The 19180-nt window shown below is 63.6% G+C and carries 16 protein-coding genes; 4 read left to right on the top strand and 12 right to left on the bottom strand.

The features are described 5' to 3' along the window. Positions 1–22: 22 nt before the first annotated feature. Both VMH34_03445 and VMH34_03440 read right to left on the bottom strand, forming a co-directional pair. Entirely contained in the window at positions 23–487 is a 465-nt protein-coding gene (locus VMH34_03445; protein ID HTT07826.1) for a cupin domain-containing protein, read from the bottom strand. A 15-nt stretch (positions 488–502) separates the two neighbouring features. Further along, complete coding sequence (locus VMH34_03440) at positions 503–1099, bottom strand: sigma-70 family RNA polymerase sigma factor (protein HTT07825.1); 597 nt, start codon at positions 1097–1099, stop codon at positions 503–505. 231 nt (positions 1100–1330) lie between these two features. Here VMH34_03440 and VMH34_03435 point away from each other — a divergent pair, with 231 nt between their 5' ends. Continuing rightward, the gene (locus tag VMH34_03435; GenBank protein HTT07824.1) at positions 1331–3112 is read left to right on the top strand and encodes a DUF255 domain-containing protein; all 1782 of its coding nucleotides are present in this window, start codon (positions 1331–1333) and stop codon (positions 3110–3112) included. Between the two features lie 20 nt (positions 3113–3132). On the opposite strand, the gene VMH34_03430 is transcribed toward VMH34_03435, so the two are convergent. Next, a complete protein-coding gene (locus VMH34_03430) occupies positions 3133–4005 on the bottom strand; it encodes an oxaloacetate decarboxylase (protein ID HTT07823.1) in 873 nt (290 codons plus the stop codon). Between the two features lie 129 nt (positions 4006–4134). On the opposite strand from VMH34_03430, the gene VMH34_03425 reads away from it, so the two are divergent. Together VMH34_03425 and gorA are read left to right on the top strand one after the other, a co-directional pair. Next, positions 4135–5169, top strand: a complete 1035-nt coding sequence (locus tag VMH34_03425) for an isocitrate/isopropylmalate family dehydrogenase (protein HTT07822.1) — start codon at positions 4135–4137, stop codon at positions 5167–5169. Between the two features lie 71 nt (positions 5170–5240). Then, entirely contained in the window at positions 5241–6584 is a 1344-nt protein-coding gene (gene gorA / locus VMH34_03420) for a glutathione-disulfide reductase (GenBank protein HTT07821.1), read from the top strand. Here the strand turns inward: gorA and modC are convergent. From modC to VMH34_03380, 8 genes are all read right to left on the bottom strand, one after another. Beyond that, positions 6581–7705 carry a molybdenum ABC transporter ATP-binding protein gene (gene modC / locus VMH34_03415; GenBank protein ID HTT07820.1) on the bottom strand — a complete coding sequence of 375 codons (1125 nt, stop codon included), beginning with the start codon at positions 7703–7705 and terminating at the stop codon, positions 6581–6583. The two genes, gorA and modC, sit on opposite strands and share 4 nt — an antisense overlap. Then, positions 7702–8388: a molybdate ABC transporter permease subunit gene (gene modB, locus VMH34_03410; protein ID HTT07819.1), complete on the bottom strand. Its 687-nt coding sequence runs from the start codon at positions 8386–8388 to the stop codon at positions 7702–7704. The genes modC and modB overlap by 4 nt, the downstream gene beginning before the upstream one ends. Continuing rightward, positions 8385–9140: a molybdate ABC transporter substrate-binding protein gene (gene modA / locus VMH34_03405; GenBank protein HTT07818.1), complete on the bottom strand. Its 756-nt coding sequence runs from the start codon at positions 9138–9140 to the stop codon at positions 8385–8387. Before modA ends, modB begins: the two co-directional genes overlap by 4 nt. Before the next feature lie 87 nt (positions 9141–9227). Then, on the bottom strand, positions 9228–9614 hold the full coding sequence (locus VMH34_03400; GenBank protein HTT07817.1) for a LysR family transcriptional regulator: 387 nt from the start codon (positions 9612–9614) through the stop codon (positions 9228–9230). Further along, a complete protein-coding gene (locus tag VMH34_03395; GenBank protein ID HTT07816.1) occupies positions 9592–11652 on the bottom strand; it encodes an ABC transporter ATP-binding protein in 2061 nt (686 codons plus the stop codon). The genes VMH34_03400 and VMH34_03395 overlap by 23 nt, the downstream gene beginning before the upstream one ends. Then, positions 11649–13082 carry an ABC transporter permease gene (locus VMH34_03390; GenBank protein ID HTT07815.1) on the bottom strand — a complete coding sequence of 478 codons (1434 nt, stop codon included), beginning with the start codon at positions 13080–13082 and terminating at the stop codon, positions 11649–11651. The genes VMH34_03395 and VMH34_03390 overlap by 4 nt, the downstream gene beginning before the upstream one ends. Before the next feature lie 3 nt (positions 13083–13085). Next, positions 13086–14066 carry an ABC transporter permease gene (locus VMH34_03385; protein ID HTT07814.1) on the bottom strand — a complete coding sequence of 327 codons (981 nt, stop codon included), beginning with the start codon at positions 14064–14066 and terminating at the stop codon, positions 13086–13088. Then, positions 14063–16237 (bottom strand): ABC transporter substrate-binding protein, encoded by a 2175-nt coding sequence (locus tag VMH34_03380; GenBank protein ID HTT07813.1) that lies wholly within the window; start codon positions 16235–16237, stop codon positions 14063–14065. Before VMH34_03380 ends, VMH34_03385 begins: the two co-directional genes overlap by 4 nt. 152 nt (positions 16238–16389) lie before the next feature. Between VMH34_03380 and VMH34_03375 the strand changes: the two genes are divergently transcribed. Then, the gene (locus VMH34_03375; protein ID HTT07812.1) at positions 16390–17172 is read left to right on the top strand and encodes an enoyl-ACP reductase; all 783 of its coding nucleotides are present in this window, start codon (positions 16390–16392) and stop codon (positions 17170–17172) included. On the opposite strand, the gene VMH34_03370 is transcribed toward VMH34_03375, so the two are convergent. Beyond that, positions 17167–19086 (bottom strand): SurA N-terminal domain-containing protein, encoded by a 1920-nt coding sequence (locus tag VMH34_03370; GenBank protein ID HTT07811.1) that lies wholly within the window; start codon positions 19084–19086, stop codon positions 17167–17169. The two genes, VMH34_03375 and VMH34_03370, sit on opposite strands and share 6 nt — an antisense overlap. Between the last annotated feature and the right edge of the window lie 94 nt (positions 19087–19180).

Below are 19180 nucleotides of genomic sequence, written 5' to 3'. Positions count from 1 at the left end.
GCCCGCCGCCGAAGCAGGCCGACTACGGGAGCCCCGCCTCGGGCACGTGCTGGCCCAATTTGACGCGCAGGAGGACGAGCGCGCCGGTGCGGGTGGTCATGGGGCAATGCGCGCTGCCTGCGGGCGCCAGATGGAAATCGCCGGCGCGGATGGTGAGGTCGCCGTAGGTGATCTCGCCTTCGATGACGTAGCACTCCTCGGCGCCGATGTGTTCATGCTCGGGCATGACGACACCGGGGCGCAGGCGGGCGAGCAGGGTGCGCGCGCCGCTGCCCACGTCACGGTACAGCATCTTCATGTCGATGCCGGGGACATAAGGCACCCAGCCCTCTTCCGCGCGCACCGTGCGATAGGGATCCGGCTGTCCGCCACGCGCGCGCGCCAATACCCGCTCGCGCAGCGCCGCCGGCGGCGGCACGGGCGTCAGCGCCTCCACCCAGCGGGCCAGCAGTGTAGCGTCCATCACGTTGTCGTCCTGCTCAGCCATGATTACCTGCCAAAATCAAATATCCCCGAACCGCCGCCGCAATTGTTGGATCGACCGCCGCAGCACGGTCTTGACGGTGCCCAATGGCATGCCGGTGTGCTTCGCGATCTCCTGGTGGCTCATGTCGCGGAAAAACGCCAGCGCCAGCAATTGCCGTTGCGTGGCATCCAGTTTTTGCAACTCGGCACGCAACAGGCTGCCGCGTTCCAGCCCCGCCAGGGCATCCAGCGGATCACCCTCGTTGCTCTCCGCTGCTTCGAGATGACCCGCCAATTCGTCGCTGCCGGCGTGTTGTTCCCGGCGGCGCAGATAATCGAGCGCGCGGCTGCGGCAGATCGTGCACAGCCAGGGCATGACCTTGCCCCGCGCAGGATCATAGCGTCCGGCCTGCTGCCAGACTTGAAGGTAGACATCCCCCAGCACCTCCTCCGCGCCCGCCGCCTCATGGGTGATGCGCATTGCCAGCGCATACAACCGCCTGGCGGTTGCGTCATAAAGCGCGGCCAAATCCGCATCGTCATGGCCACGGATGCCCGACAGCAGCGCGCGCAGCGCGGCGTCCTGGGCGTCAAACTCCGCCTCCGGCGCGGGCTGGTCGGCCGGCTTTGGCATCTCGCTCATGCACAAATTGTAACAGACGCCCCCCTCCACGATGGGAAGCGCGGTGCATGTCGGGCGTAACTTCTGGGCTACTGCCTGGATCTAACAGGTCAATATGCCGTCGGCCGGCATATGATCTCCCCCATCCTGAAGATACGCAAAGCACCGACGATTGGATGGGAGTTGAATCCATGGAGGCATGCGTCTCGTAGTGATGCTGTGGTTTTGAAAATGGAGCACCACATGGGCCGTCGATGGGGCAAGGCGTTAATGATGTGCACGCTGCTGCTGGCGGGCATTAATTGCGTTCATGGCGCCGGGATCGAATGGCGCGACTGGGACAAGGACCTGTTCGATCGCGCCAAGCAGGAGCACCGCTTCGTGTTGCTCGATCTGGGCGCGGTGTGGTGTCACTGGTGCCATGTCATGGAAGAGACCACCTACCGCGATCCGGCGGTGATGGCGCTCATCCAATCGCGCTACCTGCCGGTGCGCGTCGATCAGGACGCCAATCCGGAACTTTCCAACCGCTACGAGGACTACGGCTGGCCGGCCACGGTGGTATTCGCGCCCGACGGCACCGAGATCGTCAAGCGCCGCGGCTACATCCCGCCGGAGCGTTTCGCCGCCCTGCTCAAGGCCATCATCGACGATCCCACGCCCGGTCCTTCCGTGAGTGAAGAGCAGCCGGTGGAGGCCGCGCAGAGCCATGCGCTCACTGCGGAGGCTCGCAAGGAAATACTCGACGATTATCTGGCGTTGTACGACCGGCAATACGGCGGCTGGGGCACGGAACAGAAATACATCGATGGCGACAGCATGGAGTTTGCGCTGCTCAAGGCCGGAACCGGCGATAAACAATACCGGCAAATAGCGCGGCAAACGTTGGACGCCGCCCAAGCCCTCATCGACCCAGTATGGGGCGGGGTGTATCAATATTCCATCGGCCCCACCTGGAATGATCCGCACTTTGAAAAGATCATGTCGTTCCAGTCGCAGTACTTGCAGCACTACTCGCTGGCCCACGCGCTTTGGCATGAACCGCGCGATCTGAAAGCCGCACAACTAATCTATCACTATCTCCGCGATTTTCTCCGCGCGCCGGAGGGGGCCTTTTACGTGAGCCAGGACGCCGACGTCTCCATGGAACTCACCGGCAAAACCTTCTACGCCTTGAACGACGCCGAGCGCCGCGCGCACCCGCAGCCGCCCATCGACCGCCACATCTACGCGCGCGAAAACGGCTGGGCCAGCCATGCGCTGGTCACGTACGCCGCCGCTACAGGTGACAGCGAGGCCCTGTCACTTGCTGAGAATGCGGCCCGCTGGGTGTTGGCGCACCGGCAACTGCCGGATGGCGGATTCAGTCACGGTGAATTGACGGCTGCGACGCCGCCGCAGCTGGGTGACACGCTGTATATGGCGCGCGCATTCCTCGATCTCTACGCCGCCACTGGCGAACGCGACTGGCTGATGCAGTCCCGCAAAGCCATGGATTTTATCGAACGCGCTTTTCGTGCCGAGGATGGCGGTTTTCTGACGGCGCCGGTGACCACCGATGCGGTGGGCGTGTTCCGTAACGGCGTGCGGCAGATCGACGAGAATGTAGCCGTTGCCCGTACCACTAATCTGCTTTTCCACTACACCGGCGAGCAGCGTTACCAGAACATGGCCCGGCATGCGATGCGTTATTTAACTGCACCCGGCGTTATTGCAAAGCGACGATTACTGCCCGGCCTGCTGCTCGCTGATCACGAACTTTCGGAAGCGCCACTGCACATCACCATCGTCGGCGGCAAATCCGACGCCGTGGCACAAAGTCTTTACGAAGCAGCGCGACGCTGGCCTGTGGTTTACAAGCAGCTGGAATGGTGGGATCGCGACGAGGGACCTTTACCCAACCCGGATGTGCAATATCCCAAACTGCCCAAGACCGCGGTCTTCGTCTGCACCAACAACAACTGCTCGCTGCCGATGTACTCTACAGAGGTTTTATATAAGCGCCTAGCCATCACTGGTAACTAAGCGCCAACACGCATCGCGAATCAGCCGAGCGAATCGCGCAACGACAGGAATTGCTGGACCCCAAGGATCTTTTTGATCTCGTCGAAACGCAGCATCTGATTTGTGAGCGCCAAAGTGTGGCCATCACGCGCGAAGACCTCCGCCATGTCGCGCATGACCTTGGCAGTCAGCAACACGGAATCAATGGGCGCCACCATCATCTTGAAACCCATCTCCTCCAGTTCCTTCACGCTCAAAATCGGCGTCTTGCCGAACACCAGCATGTTGACGAACTTGGGATACGACACCTTGCGGCAAATCAGTTCCAGCTCGGCCATCGCCAGCGGCGCCTCAATGAAGGCGACATCGGCGCCGGCGTCGCAGTAACTATTGATGCGGTTGATGGCGTCCTCAAGGCCGTTCGGCTCGCGGGCGTCGGTGCGGGCGATGAAGACGAAATCCTTGTCGTTGCGGGCGCGCACGGCGGCCTTGAACTTGCGTACCATCTCCTCCGCGGGGATGACCTGCTTGCCCTCGAAATGGCCGCAACGCTTGGGGAAGATTTGATCCTCGAGGATGATGCCGGCGGCGCCCGCGCCCTCGAACTCCTCGACGCAGCGCATAACGTTGTGCAGATCGCCGTGGCCGGTGTCGCCGTCGGCGATCACCGGGATCGACACGCGATGCGCCATGCGCCGCACGGCATCGGCCATCTCCTGCATGCCGAGAAAATTCAGGTCCGGCAGGCCAAACAGACTGGCGCTGGTGCCGAAACCGCCGATGAACACAGTCTCGAATCCGGCCTGCTCGATCAGCACCGCCGTCAGCACGTCATGGGCGCCCAGCGAGCGGATGATGCCGGGCTTGTGCATCAACTCCCGCAATTGGCGGGTGGTTTTGGTCTTTTGGGTCATGCGATCCCCCGTGATATTCAAATGATGGCGTAACTTATCAGAATTCCGCGTCCCCGTGCCGGTTTGTCGCGATCATGGGCCGGTAAAACTAACGTATAATGCACCGATAATAAAAATTCTTTTGCATTCATGGCACAGTCCTCCAAATATCCGGCTACGCTCATTCCCGGCGACGGCATCGGCCCCGAAATCGTCGAGGCCACGGTGGAGATCCTGGACGCCATTGAGGCGCCCTTCGAATGGGAAACACAGGTGGCGGGCATGGCCGGCGTGGAGCAGCACGGCGATCCGCTGCCGGCAGCGGCCCTCGACAGCATCCGGCGGACCAAACTGGCGCTCAAGGGGCCGCTGACCACGCCGGTCGGCGGCGGCTACCGATCCTCCAACGTCGCCCTGCGCCAGACCTTCGATCTATATGCCAACGTCCGGCCGGCCCGCACCTTGCTCCCCGGCGGTCGCTACGAGGGCATCGATCTGGTGCTGGTGCGCGAGAATACCGAGGGATTCTATGTCGGCTTCGAACACTATGTCCCCATCGCCGGGGACCCGCACGCAGTGGCCATCGGCGCCGGCGTCAACACGCGCGCCGGCTGCCGCCGCATCGCCGAATTTGCCTTTGACTACGCCGTCAGGAACAGGCGCCGCAAACTCACCATCGTCCACAAGGCCAACATCCTGAAGGCGTTGACCGGCGTGTTCCTGGAAACCGTGCGCGAGGTCGGCAAACGGTACGAGGGCAAAATCGAGATCGAGGACCGCATCGTCGACGCCTGCGCCATGCAACTGGTGCTGAATCCGGGACAATTCGACGTACTGCTCACCACCAACATGTTCGGTGACATCCTTTCCGATCTCATGGCCGGCCTGGTCGGCGGCCTGGGAATGACGCCGGGCGCCAACATCGGCAGAGACGCCGCCATCTTCGAGGCGGTGCACGGCTCGGCGCCCGACATCGCCGGCAAGGGCGTGGCCAATCCCGTCGCGCTCATGCTGGCGGCGGCCATGATGCTGGATCACATCGATGAGCACGAACGCGCGCGACAATTACGCGCCGCCATCGATGGCGTCCTGCGCAAGGACGGCGTGCGCACCCGCGATCTCGGCGGTCAGGCCTCCACCCGCGAATTCACCCGCGCCGTCGTGCAACGGCTGCGCGCCGGGTAATCCGCCCGCGCGCACCCCGCCCGCACGGCGGGGTGAGGAAACCCATTCTCCGTGATCCCCGTCCCGCCGTTATGAGTAAATTCGATTTAATCGTCATCGGCGGTGGTTCCGGCGGTGTCCGCGCCGCGCGCGTGGCCGCCGCTCTCGGCGCCCGCGTCGCGCTGGTGGAGGGAGGTGCGCTCGGTGGCACCTGCGTCAACGCGGGTTGCATACCCAAAAAGATGCTGGTCTACGCCTCGCGCTTCCGGCAGGAATTTCATGATGCCGTTGCGTACGGGTGGGGTGATGTTTCACCTCCCTTCGGCTGGCCCACGTTGATCCACAACAAGGACACCGCCATCCATCGATTGAACGGCCTGTACGATCGCCTGTTGACGGAGGCCGGCGTGCACATCATCCGCGGATGGGCGCGATTGGCCGACGCGCATACCGTCGCGGTGGACGGGCAATCGTTCCAGGCGCGGCACATCCTGATCGCCACCGGTGGCCGGCCGTCGGTGCCGGATTTCCCCGGCCGTGAATCCGTCGTCACTTCCGATGACGCCTTTCATCTCCCCACCCTGCCGCGGCGCGTACTGGTGGTGGGCGGCGGCTACATCGCCGTGGAATTCGCCTGCATCTTCCACGGGCTGGGCGCGGAGACCACGCTGGTCCATCGCGGCGACTCGATACTGCGCGGCTTTGATGTCGAGGCGCGCGGCCATTTAACCGAGGCCCTGCGCGCGCGCGGACTGACACTGCAACTCAACACCCGCATCTCCGCCGTCAAGCGCGATGCGCATGGATTAACAGCCCTCCTCGCCGGCGGCAGGCAGCTGCCCGCGGATCTCATCCTCTATGCGACCGGCCGCCTGCCCAACACCGCGGGCCTGGGACTGGACCGGGCCGGGGTGGAACTGACTGCGAGCGGCGCCGTGCAGGTCGACGACGGTTTTCGATCCTCCGTGCCGTCCATTCACGCGCTGGGAGACGTGATCGATCGCGTGCGGCTAACGCCGGTGGCGATCGCCGAGGCTGCGGTTTTTGCCCGTAATCTGTTCGGCGCCGGCAACGGGCGCATGGACTATCACGCCATTCCCACGGCCGTATTCAGCACGCCGGAACTCGCGGCCGTGGGCCTGAACGAGGAACGCGCGCGCGAACGCCACAAACACATCAAGGTGTTCCGTTCGCGATTCAAACCCACGCGCGAACTCCTGACCGGCAGCGAGCAACGCACGCTGGTGAAACTGATCGTCGAGGCGACGGGCGATCGCGTGGTCGGCGCGCACATGGTGGGTGACGGCGCCGCGGAAGTGATCCAGGGGCTGGCCATCGCCATCAAGTCTGGCGCCACCAAGGCGCAAATCGACGCGACCATCGGCGTTCATCCCACCGTCGCCGAGGAATTCTTCACCTTGCGCGAAGCGAATTAACGGGCCGATTTTGGCGCGTGCCGGGCCAACGCCAGCATTCCCATGCCGGCATCGTCGATGGCGATGCTCTTCACCAGGGCGTAGACTTCCCGGCCCGGCGCCAGCGCCAGATCGCGCACGGCGGGACGGGTGACGAGGGCCGCCAGCGCCGTGGCGCCGACCATCAGCTTGATCTCGACATCGGCCCCCGTTTTTTCGGTGATTTCCGCCACCCGCCCGCGAAGGATGTTGCGGATGCTGATGCCGGCGGGTTGCTGCACCGCCAGGGCGACATCGCGGGCGCGGATGCGCACGCGCAGCGCAGCGCCGACCGGCAGGTCGACGCGGGGCACGAAGATCACGCCACCGTTGAAGCGCAGCATGGTCAACGCGTCGGCATCGTCATGTGACGCCACGGTGGCGGACAGTATCGCGCCGGCCTCCTGCCGTCCGGTGATTGGATAAAGATCGACGCGTTCCAGCGTTTCCGCCACCGGTCCGACCGCCGTGACTGCGCCGTCGCGCATGACCACGACATTGCCCGCCAGCCGCACCACCTCCTCCAGGGCGTGGCTCACGTACACGATGGACAGTTTGAATTCATCGCGCAGCCGTTCGATATAGGGCAGTATTTCCACCTTGCGCTCGGTATCCAGCGAGGCCAGCGGTTCGTCCATCAGCAGCAGCCGCGGCTGCGCCAGGAGGGCGCGGCCGATGGCGACCCGCTGCCGTTCGCCGCCGGACAGCGTGCCCGTCCGCCTCGACAGCAATGGCGCAATGCCCAGCAGTTCCACCACGTGATTAAATTCGATGTACCGTCCGCGCGCCGGGCACAGGCGAAAGCCGTAGAGGAGGTTATTACGCACCGACAGATGCGGGAACAGGCGCGCGTCCTGGAACACACAGGCCACCCGCCGTTCGTGTACCGGCACATTGACGCCGGCCGCGCTGTCGTAAAGCACGCGCCCGTTGCTCTCGATGCGGCCGTGATCGGGCTTGAGCAGGCCGGCAATCATGTTGACCACGGAGGTCTTGCCCGCGCCGGAGCGGCCAAACAACGCGGTGATGCCCGCGTCCGCCGCAAACGCCACCCGCAGTTGGAAGGCGCCCAGCCGCCGCTCGACGTCGATGCGCAGTGTCATAGTCCCCGCGCCCGCGCCTGCACGCGCCGCGAACAATATTCCGAGAGTAATAGCGCCAGCATCGACAACGCGATGGAAAAAACGACCAGATGCAGCGCCGCGGCGTCGCCGCCCGGCATCTGCATCAGGGTGTAGATGGCATTCGACAGCGTGCGCGTTTCCCCGGGAATGTTGCCGGCGAAGGTGATGGTGGCGCCGAATTCGCCCAGGCTGCGCGCGAAACCGAGAACCGCGCCCACCACCATCCCCGGCAGCGCAAGCGGCAGGGTCACGGACAGGAAGACCCATGCACGAGTAGCGCCCAGTGTTCGCGCCGCCTCTTCCAGGCGGTGATCGATGGTCTCGATCGACAGCCGCAGCGGCCGCACCATCAGGGGGAAACTCATGACCAGCGCCGCGATCACCGCGCCGGTCCAGCGGAAGGCCAGCGCGATGCCGAAATGGTCATAGAGCCAGCCGCCCATCATCCCGTGCCTGCCGAGCAATAAAAGCAGCACATAACCGCTCACCACCGGCGGCACGACCAATGGCAGATGCACCAGTGCATCGATCAGCGCCTTGCCGGGGAAGCGGCCGCGCGCCAGCAACGTGGCGATCGCCAGCGCGAGCGGCAGGCCGAACAATACGCTGCAGGCGGCGACTTGCAGGCTGAGTTTCAGCGCCTGGAGTTCATCCCCGCTCATTGCGCAACGTCAAAGCCATATTTCTCAAGCAGGTCCCGCGCCTTTGTCGATCGCAGATAGGCAAAAAACGCAGCGGCCTCCGCACCGGCATTTTGTCTTCCCACCAGTGCCGCCGGGTAGACAATGGGCGGATGGCTTTCCCCGGGGAATACACCGATGACCTTGACTCGCGTGCTCACCTTCGCATCCGTGGCGTATACAATGCCCAGCGGCGCCTCCTTCGTCTCAACCACTATCAATGCGGTACGGACATTATCGAGCGGTATGATTTTGTCCGCCAGCGAGGACCATTCGCCGTAGTACTCCAGCGCGGCGCGGGCATATTTTCCGGCGGGAACGCCGGTCGGGTCGGCGAGCGCCAGCCGCTCCTTTCCCAGCAGTGCTTCAAGCTGCATTCCCTTGCCGACATTGACCTGAAGAGTGCTGTCCGCCGGCGCGATCATCACCAGTTGATTGCGGGCCAGAAGCTGGGGTTCGCCGCTGATGAGGTCCCGTTTCTTGAGATAGTCCATCCAGTCCTGATCCGCGGAGATGAAGATTTGCGCAGGCGAGCCGGCCTCGATCTGTTTCGCCAGCACCGAACTGGCGGCATAGGACGCCGCCACCCTCTTCCCGGTTTCCGCCCGGAAGGCCTTCATGATGTCGTCCAGCACGTTGGTCAGGCTCGCGGCCGCGAACACCAGCGTATCCGCGTGGACTGCCTGCCCCAGCGTGAACAACAGACCCAGTATTGCCACTTTCATCCATTTCATTTCATCTGCTCCTTGAGGCGTATCGTTATATATAATGGTATATAACGTAAGCCGCCGCGGCAACCCGTATGATGCGGGCCTGTGATGTCAACGTCCGGGACGGGGCCGCAGCAGTCCGATGAATCGCGACAAATCCGGTCGGATGGCCACCATCGCCCGCGTTTCCATGGCCCGGTAGCGACGCAGGACGTCCAATCCTTCTGGCGTGACCTGCGCACCGCCGCCGCGCCGCCCGCCGGTGGCCGCCGCCACCAACGGTGCGCTGAAACAGCGGTTCATGGTGTCCACCAGCATCCAGGCGCGGCGATAGCTCATGCCCATGCGCTTGGCGGCCGCGGAGATGGAGCCGGTCGCGGCGATGGCCTCCAGCAGATCGGCCTTGCCTGGGCCGATGGCAATGACCGCGCCAAGCAGCACCCGCAGGGTGGGCCGGGCCCGCCGCGACGCGGCCTTACTTCGGCGGCGGCGCGTCATGATGCTCCACCTGGGGTTGCCCAGGCCCGTACAGCAGGCAACGCACTGAATGCGTGTCGCTGACGGCGACCTTCGCCGGATAGGCCGCGCGGCATTGCGGCATCACCTGCGGACAACGCGGATGGAAGTGACAGCCGCGCGGCGGCGAGGATGGCGAGGGCAACTCACCGGCCAGACGGATGACCTCACGTTTCGTGCGCGCGTCGATCTGCGGCACAGCAGAAAGCAGCGCGCGGGTGTAAGGATGCTGCGGGCGTTTGAGCACGTCCTCCACCGTGCCGTGCTCGACGATGCGCCCCAGATACATCACCGCCACGTGATGGGCCAGATACTCCACCACCGCCAGATTGTGGGTGATGAAGAGATAGCTCAGGCCGTGGCGGTCCTGGAGGTCCTTCAAGAGATTCAGGATCTGCGCCTGCACGGAGACGTCCAGCGCGCTGGTGGGCTCATCGCAGATGATGAGCTTGGGATTCACCGCCAGCGCGCGGGCGATGCAGATGCGCTGGCGCTGGCCGCCGGAGAACTCGTGCGGATACCGGGACTTGATCTCGGGCGGCAATCCCACCTGTTGCAGCAATTCATCCACCCGCTGCATGCGCTCCCGCCGGTTCGCGCCGATGCCCTGCGCCACCATGCCCTCGGCCACGATGTCGCCGACCATCATGCGCGGGTTCATGGCGGCATAGGGATCCTGGAAGATGAACTGGATGTCGGCGCGCAGGCGCCGCAATCGGCGGGCATCGATTTGCGTCAGCTCCTGTCCCTGAAAACGTACCCGGCCCGCCGTCAACGGCAGCAACTGGACGATGGCCTTGCCCGCCGTGGTCTTGCCGCAGCCGGATTCCCCCACCAGTGCCAGCGTACTGCCCTTTGCGATGTCGAGCGATACGCCGTCGACGGCATACACATGGCCCACCGTGCGGCGGAACAAGCCGCTGTGTATGGGGAAATGAATTTTCAGATCATGCACCGACAGCAGCGGCGTCTGAGCGGAGGACGGCGGGATCGCTGGCGCAGCGGCAGGCGGCGGCGGGGCCGCCTGAATGCCGGGCTTGCCCACGGCGGTTTCCGGATCGAACAGGTGGCAACGCACCCGTTGCGTACCCTGCCCCGCCCACCATTGCGGCTGCACCCGCGCGCAAACATCAAGGCGCAGTTCACAACGCGACTCAAAGCGGCAGCCGGTGAACACCTGCGTCAGCGGCGGCACGGTGCCGGCAATGACCGCCAGACGTCCGGCGCGCTTGTCGATGGTGGGCACCGAATCGAACAACCGGCGGGTGTAGGGATGCGCCGGGCTGCGGAAAAAGGTGGCGCGTTCCGCCTGCTCGACGATATGGCCGGCGTACATGACCGCCACGCGATCCGCCATCTCCGCGACCACGCCCAGGTCATGCGTGATGAGCAGGATGGTCATGCCGGTTTTCTGTTTCAGACGCCGCAATACTTCCAGCACCTGCGCCTGGATGGTGACGTCCAGCGCGGTGGTCGGCTCGTCAGCAATCAGCAGATCCGGTTCACCGGCCAGGGCCATGGCGATCAGCACCCGCTGCTTCATGCCGCCGGAAAGTTGATGCGGATACTCACCGTAGCGCCGCTCCGGATCGGGGATGCCGACCTCGGCCAGCAATTCCACCGCCCGCCGCCGCGCCAAGGCACCGCGCAACTGCCGGTGGCAATGCAGCACCTCGTCGATCTGCGCACCGACGGTCATCACCGGATTGAGCGCCGTCTGCGGCTCCTGGAATATCATGGCAATGCGCCGACCTCGCACCGCGCGCATGGCGCGCTCCGGCAACTGCAGCAGGTCCCGCCCGCCCAGACGAACGCTGCCGGCGACGAAGCGCCCGGAGGGCGGCAGCAGGCGAAGGAGCGAGAACGCCGTCATGGACTTGCCGCAGCCGGATTCGCCGAGCAGGACGAAGATCTCGCCCCGTTGCAGCGTGAAATCGACCCCCTCGACCGCGCGCACCGGCTGCGCAGGATCGCCCAGATGCACCCGTAGTCCCTCGACTTCGAGCAGCGGCGCCGTCATGTCCCCCGCCCCCCCACGCGCAGGCGCGGATCGAAGGCGTCGCGCACCACGTCGGCAAAAAGGTTCGCCGCCAGCACCAGCACGAACATGAAACAGAAAGCGGCGGCGAGTGACCACCACACCACCGGATCCCGCGCCATCTCCAGGCGCGCGCCGTTGATCATGTTGCCCCAGCTGTGCATGGCCGGGTCCACGCCGATGTTGATGTAGGACAGCACCGCCTCGGCCAGCACCAGGCCGCTGAAGTCCAGCACCACGGTAATCATGACGATGTGCATCACGTTGGGAACGATGTGCCGGGCCAGCAGGACAAAATGTCCCACGCCCAGGGACCGCGCCGCCTGCACGAAGTCCGCCTCCCGCAGCTTCAAGGCCTCGCCGCGCAGCAACCGGCAGAGTCCGGTCCAGCTGGTGATGCCGAGGATGATGCAGAGGAACAGCAGGCGCAGGTCGGAGCGCTGCTCGATGCTGGTGAAGCTATCGGCATGATTGGCCATGTAGACCTGCAACATCAGTACGGCGGCGGCGATCAGCAGCACGCCGGGCACGGAGTTCAACGTGGTATAGAGATACTGGATGACGTCATCCACCCAGCCGCGGAAATAGCCCGCCATCACGCCAAGCAGGATGGCGAACGGCAGCATTACCAGCGTCGTCAAGGTGCCGATCAGCAGTCCCGTGCGTATGCTCTTCAAGGCCTGATAAAACACGTCCTGTCCCACCTTGTCGGTGCCGAAGACATGATACCGTCCGCCCAGATGCGCTGCCACGAAAACAATCGTGACGATGAGACAGGCCGTCCCCAGCACCACGTTCCATGGCACGCCGTTTCGCCCGGCGAGCATCCTCCGCAGCAGCACACCGGCGGACAGCCGGCGGCGGCGGGCAACGAAAATCAGCGCGCCGCCGATCACCAGGGTACACGCGGCACCCGCCTCGATCACGGCGATGACGGTGGTCCGGAGAATATCCGCCGTCTCGTCACGATCGGGATCGGCCAGATGCGCACCCCCGTACCGCAGTCGCGGGTAGGCGCGTGTGCGCGAGCCATCGGCCTGCTGCACCATCTCCTTGGTATAGGCATGCGTGGCAAAGGGCGCCGAATAAGTGGTCTCGGTCCGTTCGCGCAGCGGCCACAGCAGCACGTCGAGCACGCTGACGATGGCCGGTGAAGTGGCGGCTCCATTGGCGGTCTTGATCGCCGGATGGAAATGCAGCGAGTCCAGCACCGCGACAATGGCGTATACTGCCAGCACGACCGCGGCGGCCATCGCCACGCGGCTGTGCGCCACCTGCCGCCAGGGCTCGCGCAGATGCTCCTGGCGGCGCGCATACAGGACGAACAACAGCACGATGCCCATCAGCAGGAACAGCAATCCGTCCGTCCACAACACGACGGGCTTTCCCATTCCGGCGGGCCAGGCGCTCATGCGCTAATTCAACCGGATGCGCGGATCGACCAGAGTGTAGGAGATGTCGGTCAGCAGCAGGCCCAGGATGTAGAGCACCGAGCCCAGAAACACCATCGCGCGGACGATGGCGAAATCCTGCGAGCCGATGGCATTGATGGTGTAGCTGCCGAGCCCCGGAATGCCGAAGAAGGATTCGGTGATGAGGCTGCCGAGAAACAGCGAGGGCAGCACCACCACCACGCCGGTCAGGATCGGGATCAATGCGTTGCGCAGCACGTGCTTGATCATGACCTGCTGCTCGCGCAAACCCTTGGCGCGGGCGGTGCGGACGAAATCCCGCCCCATCTCCTCGAGGAAAAAGGTGCGGTTGATGCGCACCCCGGAGCCGATCCCCGCGATCACGCCGATCAGCACCGGCAGAATGATGAATTTGATATTCACCCAGCCGGTGCCGAAGCCGGAAATGGGCACCCAGCGCAGCAGCTTGCCGGCCAGGAACTGGCCGGTGATGATGTAAAACAGGCCGGAGATGGAGATCAGCACCACGCATAAAACCACCGCCCAGAAATCGATGTAGGTGCCGCGGAAAAACACCACCAGCAGCGCCAGCGAAAGATCCACCGCCAGCCCCGCCAGCAGCCCGGGCACCTGGATGGCGAGGCTCGGCCCCATGCGCTGGCGGATGTCGTAGCCGATGTCGCGGTTGTCGCTGTCCGAAATTCCGAAATCGAATACGAACAGGCGCAGCGATTTTTCGTAGAAAATGGTGTCGGTGAACCGGCGCATCCCCGTCTGTTCCTGGTTCCACAGCAACGGGCGATCGTAACCGCGCTCCCGTTTCCATTGATCGACCGCCTCCTGCGTCACGTGTTTGGTGCCGAGCTGCATGCGCGCCATGTCGTCCGGACTGTTGACGAAAAAAAACAGCCAGAAGGTCAGCAGATTGATGCCGATCAGGATGGGCACGGCATAGCCGCATCGGCGCAGGATGTAGGCGATCATGCGGCAGTCTGCTCCAGGGCCGTGGCCCGCTGTTTGCGGCGGTAGGCCCGCGCCGCGGGCAGGATGCTGATGACAAAAATCAGCGCCAACGCGAACACGGGCCATAACACAGGCCGGTTCCACTCCGCCCGGCGTCGCGCGCGCAATTCGGGGTCGATGCGCTTGTACTTGAGCGTGTTGCGCGCCATCAGGTTCGGCTTGGCGTTGTAATACCAGGCATGATGCAGGCTGAAGCCGACGGGGTGCATGCCCCACAGCCAGGGCTCGTCGCGGCGCACGATTTCGGTCATTTGATCGATCAGGGCCTGGCGTTCCGCACCGTTGTCCATGTTTTTCATGCGGTCAAACAGGCGATCGAATTCCGGGTTGACATAGTTGGCGGTGTTTTCCCCCTCGTGATCCACCTTGCCGTTGGGGCCGTCCAGCAAAAAGAAAAAATTCTCCGGATCAGGATAGTCCGCGTTCCAGCCCCATTGAAAAATCTGCGCCGTGCCCTTGCGCACCTTTTCCTGAAAGCGGTTGAAATCCGAATCGCGGATCACGAGCTGGATGTTGAGCTTGGCGAACTGCTTGCGCCACCAGTCGACCACGGCCTTGGCGCCGGGACCGATGGCGGTCGTATCAAAGTAAAGCACCAGCGGCTGGCCGGTCTCTACATCGATGCCGTTGGCGTAGCCGGCCTCCGCAAGAAGCCGTTTCGCCTCAGCCAGCGGTTTGCGGCGTGGCCGGCCGTCCACCCAATCGTAAACATAATGATTGATCCCGGCCTCGCCGTCGCGGTAGCCGAACAGGCCCGGCGGCAACGGTCCCTGGGCGGGCACGCCGCGCCCGTTGGCGAAGATGTTGATGTACTCCTCGAAATCGACCGCGATGGCGATGGCCCGCCGCAACCGGCGCGCGCGTTCGCCATCACCACCGACCACCGGATCCTTCATGTTGAAGCCGATGTAGGAGATGGAAGCGCTGACCGCGGTCAGCAATTCCAGACCGCGCGCCTGCATCTCCTCGGTCAGCACCACGTCGCCGCGCCCCGTGAACTGTATCGCCTGATCGAAATTATCCGAGCCGATGCCGGAGGTATCGTAGTAACCCTGTAGAAACTTGCTCCAGTAGGGGATCTGCTCCGGCTCCAGGCTGTACACCGCGCGCTCCACGAACGGGATGCGCTTGCCGGCGTCCTTGAGCAGACCGGCGGCGGCGTCGCCCGGTTCGCCCTCGGACGGATAGACCTCGCCGCGGAAATTCGGATTGTGATCCAGCACCATGCGCCGGTTGGGATTGTTCTCCGTCAACATGTAGGGACCGGTGCCGACGGGGAACCAGTCCAGCGTCAGATTGCGCTCGGCCATGCCCGGCTGCGAATAAAACCTGTCCGCCTCCCACGGCACCGGCACGAAGAACGTCATCGCCTGCCAGAAGAGGAACTGCGGATACTTGCCGTGGATGGTGATCTCCCAGGTGTAGCGGTCAATCGCCCGCGCACCGGCAAAATCATATTTGCGCAAATCAAAAAACGGTGCTGCGGCCGGCCGGCCCGACTTGGCGGCCTGGTAATCGGCGGCCATGCGTTCGCCCAGCGTCTTGAGATCGACGATGTACTGGCTCATCAGGGCGGCGATGGGCGACGGCATCGCCGGATGGACCAGCCGTTTGATCTGATAGACATAGTCGTCGGCCACCAATTCGCGCGTGCCGGTCTCCGGAAAATCGGCCAGCGTATGCACGCCGTCCAGATCCGCGGGCGTCAACGACTGGTAGCGGTAATGTCCCGAGGCATCGCGGGCAAAGGCGGGATGGGGCTGATACATGATCCCGGGACGCAGGTGGAAACGATAGACCGTGGTGGCGATCGCACCGACCGGCGCATCATCAGGCAGCGGCGCGTCATGAGCATCGCGGTATTGCGGATGCGGCATCCCGGTCAGCGTCAACGGCTCCAACTGGTAGGGCCGCTTCAGGAAATGATATTGCAGCGGCGGCTCGTAGATTTGCGCCAGAAACTCCGCTTCGTTTTCGACGTAGGACAACGCCGGATCCAGATGTTTGGGGCGCTCGGCGAAGGAATCGTAGTAGATGTTCTTGTGGCTGTCGGCGGCGGGATACGGATCATTCCACGGCGCGTCACCACACCCGCCGATCCCCAGCGTGAGCCCGAGACAGATGCCGGCCAGTGACCACCGCAAAAACGCAGGAAACAATGCCTTGCCCACGCGGAGATTATAAAGGAACCTCGGACGAAGTCGGAGATTCCGCGACAAGGACTTACTAAACTGCGAGCTGACACTGTAAACTTGCCTCCCCGCGTCAAAGAGGATGATGAATCATGGGATTCCTGCAGGATAAACGCGCGCTCATCACCGGACTGGCCAGCAACAAGTCCATCGCCTGGGGCATCGCCCAGGCCATGCATCGCGAAGGCGCCCTGCTCGCCTTCACCTATCAGAACGACCGTTTCAAGGAACGCGTGGAGGAATTCGCCGCGCAATTGGGTTCTTCAATCTGCCTGCCGTGCGAAGTCGGCAGCGATGAGGAAATCAGGAACGTCGCCGGGCAATTGCAGCAGCAATGGGGACAACTCGACATTCTGGTGCACTCGCTGGCCCATGCCCCCCGCGAATTGCTGGAGGGTCATTACCTGGATTCAGTAAACAGAGACGGATTCCGCATCGCGCATGAGATCAGTTCCTACAGCTTCTCGGCCCTGGGCCAGGCGCTGCGTCCGCTCATGCGCGGGCGCAGGGCGGCCATGCTGACGCTGACTTATCTCGGCGCGGTGCGCGCCATGCCGAGTTACAACGTGATGGGCCTGGCCAAGGCGAGCCTTGAGGCCAGCGTGCGCTACATGGCGCACACGCTGGGGCCGGAGGGCATACGCGTGAATGCCGTCTCCGCGGGACCGATCCGCACGCTGGCCGCCTCCGGCATCAAGGATATGCGCAAATTTCTCGAGCATGTGGAGAAGTGCGCGCCGTTGCGCCGCAACGTCACCATCGAAGAGGTCGGCAATGCCGCCGCCTTCCTGTGTTCCGATCTCGCCTCCGGCATCACCGGCGAGATCACCTATGTGGACGCCGGTTATAACATCATCGGCATGGGCGAGTTATAGCTTGTCAGGGTAAGTCTGCACCTTGGCGCGCGCCTTCAGCGCGGCGACGTAATCCTTCCAGTCCTGTTGGGCCAGGACATCGAGCAATTGCAACCGGGTCTGCTTGCGATCTGTCTCCGGGACCTTGTCGGCATTGCCCTCCTCAACCCCGCTCACCCCGACGACGGCATATTCGCCGGTGCCCAGTTCAACGCCGGTGTACGCGGTCTGGCCGGCCGCGGGCGGCGCCAGTTTGAAAGCGGCGCGCGCCACGGCGCGGTTGACGTCGGGATCGACACGGCCCGCACCCTTGACCTCCGTCCATTTCAGGTTCTCACTCTTCGCCATGGCATTGCGATCCTCGCCCTCGTTCAGCCGCCCCAGCAACGCCTGGCCGCGTTCCATCACCTTGTGCCTGGCAATGTCGTCGATCATCGCCTCCGTCACCTCCTGGCGCACCTCGGAAAGCGGCCTGGGCGCCGCCGGCTGATGCTCCACCACACGTAGCACCACGCTGTGGGTGGTTAGTATTTCAATGGCCTTGCTGTTCAACCCTTCACGCAATACCTCCGGGCTGAACGCGGCCTCCAGCACCTTGGGATTGGCCAGTACGCCGCGCTGATCCGGCTGGGGATTCCGCGTCAATGCGCCGCTTTCCTGCACCGTCAAACCCAACGCCTTGGCGGCGGGCGCCAGCGAATCGGCGTTCTCATAGGTCAGCGTGGAGAGCTGGTCCGCAAGTTCATAGTACTTCTTCTCCGCCTGTTCCTGGCGATAGGCCTTCTCCACATCCGCCCGGGCCTCGTCAAAAGAACGCGCCAACTCGGGCTTGATTTCATCGAGCCGCAAAATCTGGAAACCCGCATCGACGCGCACCGGGCCACCCAGTTCACCCGGCTTGAGTTTGAAAGCGATCTCATCATATTCCTTGCCCATCACGCCGCGGCGGAAAAACCCGGTCTTGCCACCCTCGCCCTTGAAGCCGGGATCCTTCTCATGGGCGGCGGCGATGTCCTCGAACGACTTCCCGGCCCTGGCCTCGGCCAGCAGGGCTTGCGCCTTTTCGCGCGCGGCCTCGATCTCTTCGGGCTTGGCATCCCTGGCGAGATGCAGCGTCAAATGGCTGACACTGCGTTGCTCCGGCGTGGTGTAGCTGACCTTGTGAGCCTCGTAATACTCCTTGAGTTGCGTCTCATCCACGGCCACCGCCTTGGCGAGTTCCTCCGCATCCAGATCGATGTAGGCGATCCGGACCGTCTCCGGTTTCATATAGTGATCGCCATGCGCCTTGTAGTAAGCCTCCAGTTCGGCGTCCGTCGGCACGATGGCTTTCCTGACATCTTCAGTCGTCAACATCGTGTAGATCAGGTCGCGCTTCTGGGTCTTCAGGGCCATCACGCCGTTGAGTTCGCTCTGGGTGACGAACTCGGTGGCCGCCAGCCCCTGTTGCAACTGCCCCATGACCAAATCACTGCGCATCTGCTCCTCGAAACCGGTGGTGCTCAGGCCCAGATCACGCAGACGCTGTTGATACATATCGTTGGCGAAACGGCTGTCACGCTGGAAGACCGCCATCTGCCTGATGGCCAGGGCCAGCTGTTCGTCCCCCACGTGCAGATGGGCGTTGCTGGCCGCCTGCTTGAGCAATTCACTCTCAATCATCTGTTGCAGCGCTTGGGGACGCAATTGCGCGGGATCCATCTCATTCACCCTGGCGTTGCCGCCCTGGGTGGCCTGCAAGTGCTGGCGGTAGTCGTAGTAATAACGCTCGAACTGCTTGAGCTTGATGTCCTGGCCGTTCACTTTCGCGACCACCACCTCGCCTTCCGCGCGCAGATAGAAGTTGATGCCCCAGACGGCGAAGGTCAGCACCAGAAAACCGAACAGCACTGCCGCAAACCAGCCCTGCGCCCGATCACGTATGTTCTGTAACATGCGTCCGCACCCTTAATATCATTTGCTCGTCACCCTCCGCAACCGCACCGCCGGCAACAAAAAAGGCGCACCCGTGTGCGGGTGCGCCTTCGTT

Source organism: Gammaproteobacteria bacterium (genome assembly GCA_035501935.1).
GTDB lineage: Bacteria > Pseudomonadota > Gammaproteobacteria > JAJPIJ01 > JAJPIJ01 > JAJPIJ01.
This window is presented reverse-complemented; position numbering and strand designations above follow the sequence as displayed.

Excerpts from the sequence above, each read along its gene's own strand:
- VMH34_03445 (HTT07826.1), bottom strand. The coding sequence starts at position 487 with ATGGCTGAGCAGGACGACAACGTGATGGACGCTACACTGCTGGCCCGC.
- VMH34_03440 (HTT07825.1), bottom strand. The coding sequence starts at position 1,099 with ATGCCAAAGCCGGCCGACCAGCCCGCGCCGGAGGCGGAGTTTGACGCC.
- VMH34_03435 (HTT07824.1), top strand. The coding sequence starts at position 1,331 with ATGGGCCGTCGATGGGGCAAGGCGTTAATGATGTGCACGCTGCTGCTG.
- VMH34_03430 (HTT07823.1), bottom strand. The coding sequence starts at position 4,005 with ATGACCCAAAAGACCAAAACCACCCGCCAATTGCGGGAGTTGATGCAC.
- VMH34_03425 (HTT07822.1), top strand. The coding sequence starts at position 4,135 with ATGGCACAGTCCTCCAAATATCCGGCTACGCTCATTCCCGGCGACGGC.
- gorA (HTT07821.1), top strand. The coding sequence starts at position 5,241 with ATGAGTAAATTCGATTTAATCGTCATCGGCGGTGGTTCCGGCGGTGTC.
- modC (HTT07820.1), bottom strand. The coding sequence starts at position 7,705 with ATGACACTGCGCATCGACGTCGAGCGGCGGCTGGGCGCCTTCCAACTG.
- modB (HTT07819.1), bottom strand. The coding sequence starts at position 8,388 with ATGAGCGGGGATGAACTCCAGGCGCTGAAACTCAGCCTGCAAGTCGCC.
- modA (HTT07818.1), bottom strand. The coding sequence starts at position 9,140 with ATGAAATGGATGAAAGTGGCAATACTGGGTCTGTTGTTCACGCTGGGG.
- VMH34_03400 (HTT07817.1), bottom strand. The coding sequence starts at position 9,614 with ATGACGCGCCGCCGCCGAAGTAAGGCCGCGTCGCGGCGGGCCCGGCCC.
- VMH34_03395 (HTT07816.1), bottom strand. The coding sequence starts at position 11,652 with ATGACGGCGCCGCTGCTCGAAGTCGAGGGACTACGGGTGCATCTGGGC.
- VMH34_03390 (HTT07815.1), bottom strand. The coding sequence starts at position 13,082 with ATGAGCGCCTGGCCCGCCGGAATGGGAAAGCCCGTCGTGTTGTGGACG.
- VMH34_03385 (HTT07814.1), bottom strand. The coding sequence starts at position 14,066 with ATGATCGCCTACATCCTGCGCCGATGCGGCTATGCCGTGCCCATCCTG.
- VMH34_03375 (HTT07812.1), top strand. The coding sequence starts at position 16,390 with ATGGGATTCCTGCAGGATAAACGCGCGCTCATCACCGGACTGGCCAGC.
- VMH34_03370 (HTT07811.1), bottom strand. The coding sequence starts at position 19,086 with ATGTTACAGAACATACGTGATCGGGCGCAGGGCTGGTTTGCGGCAGTG.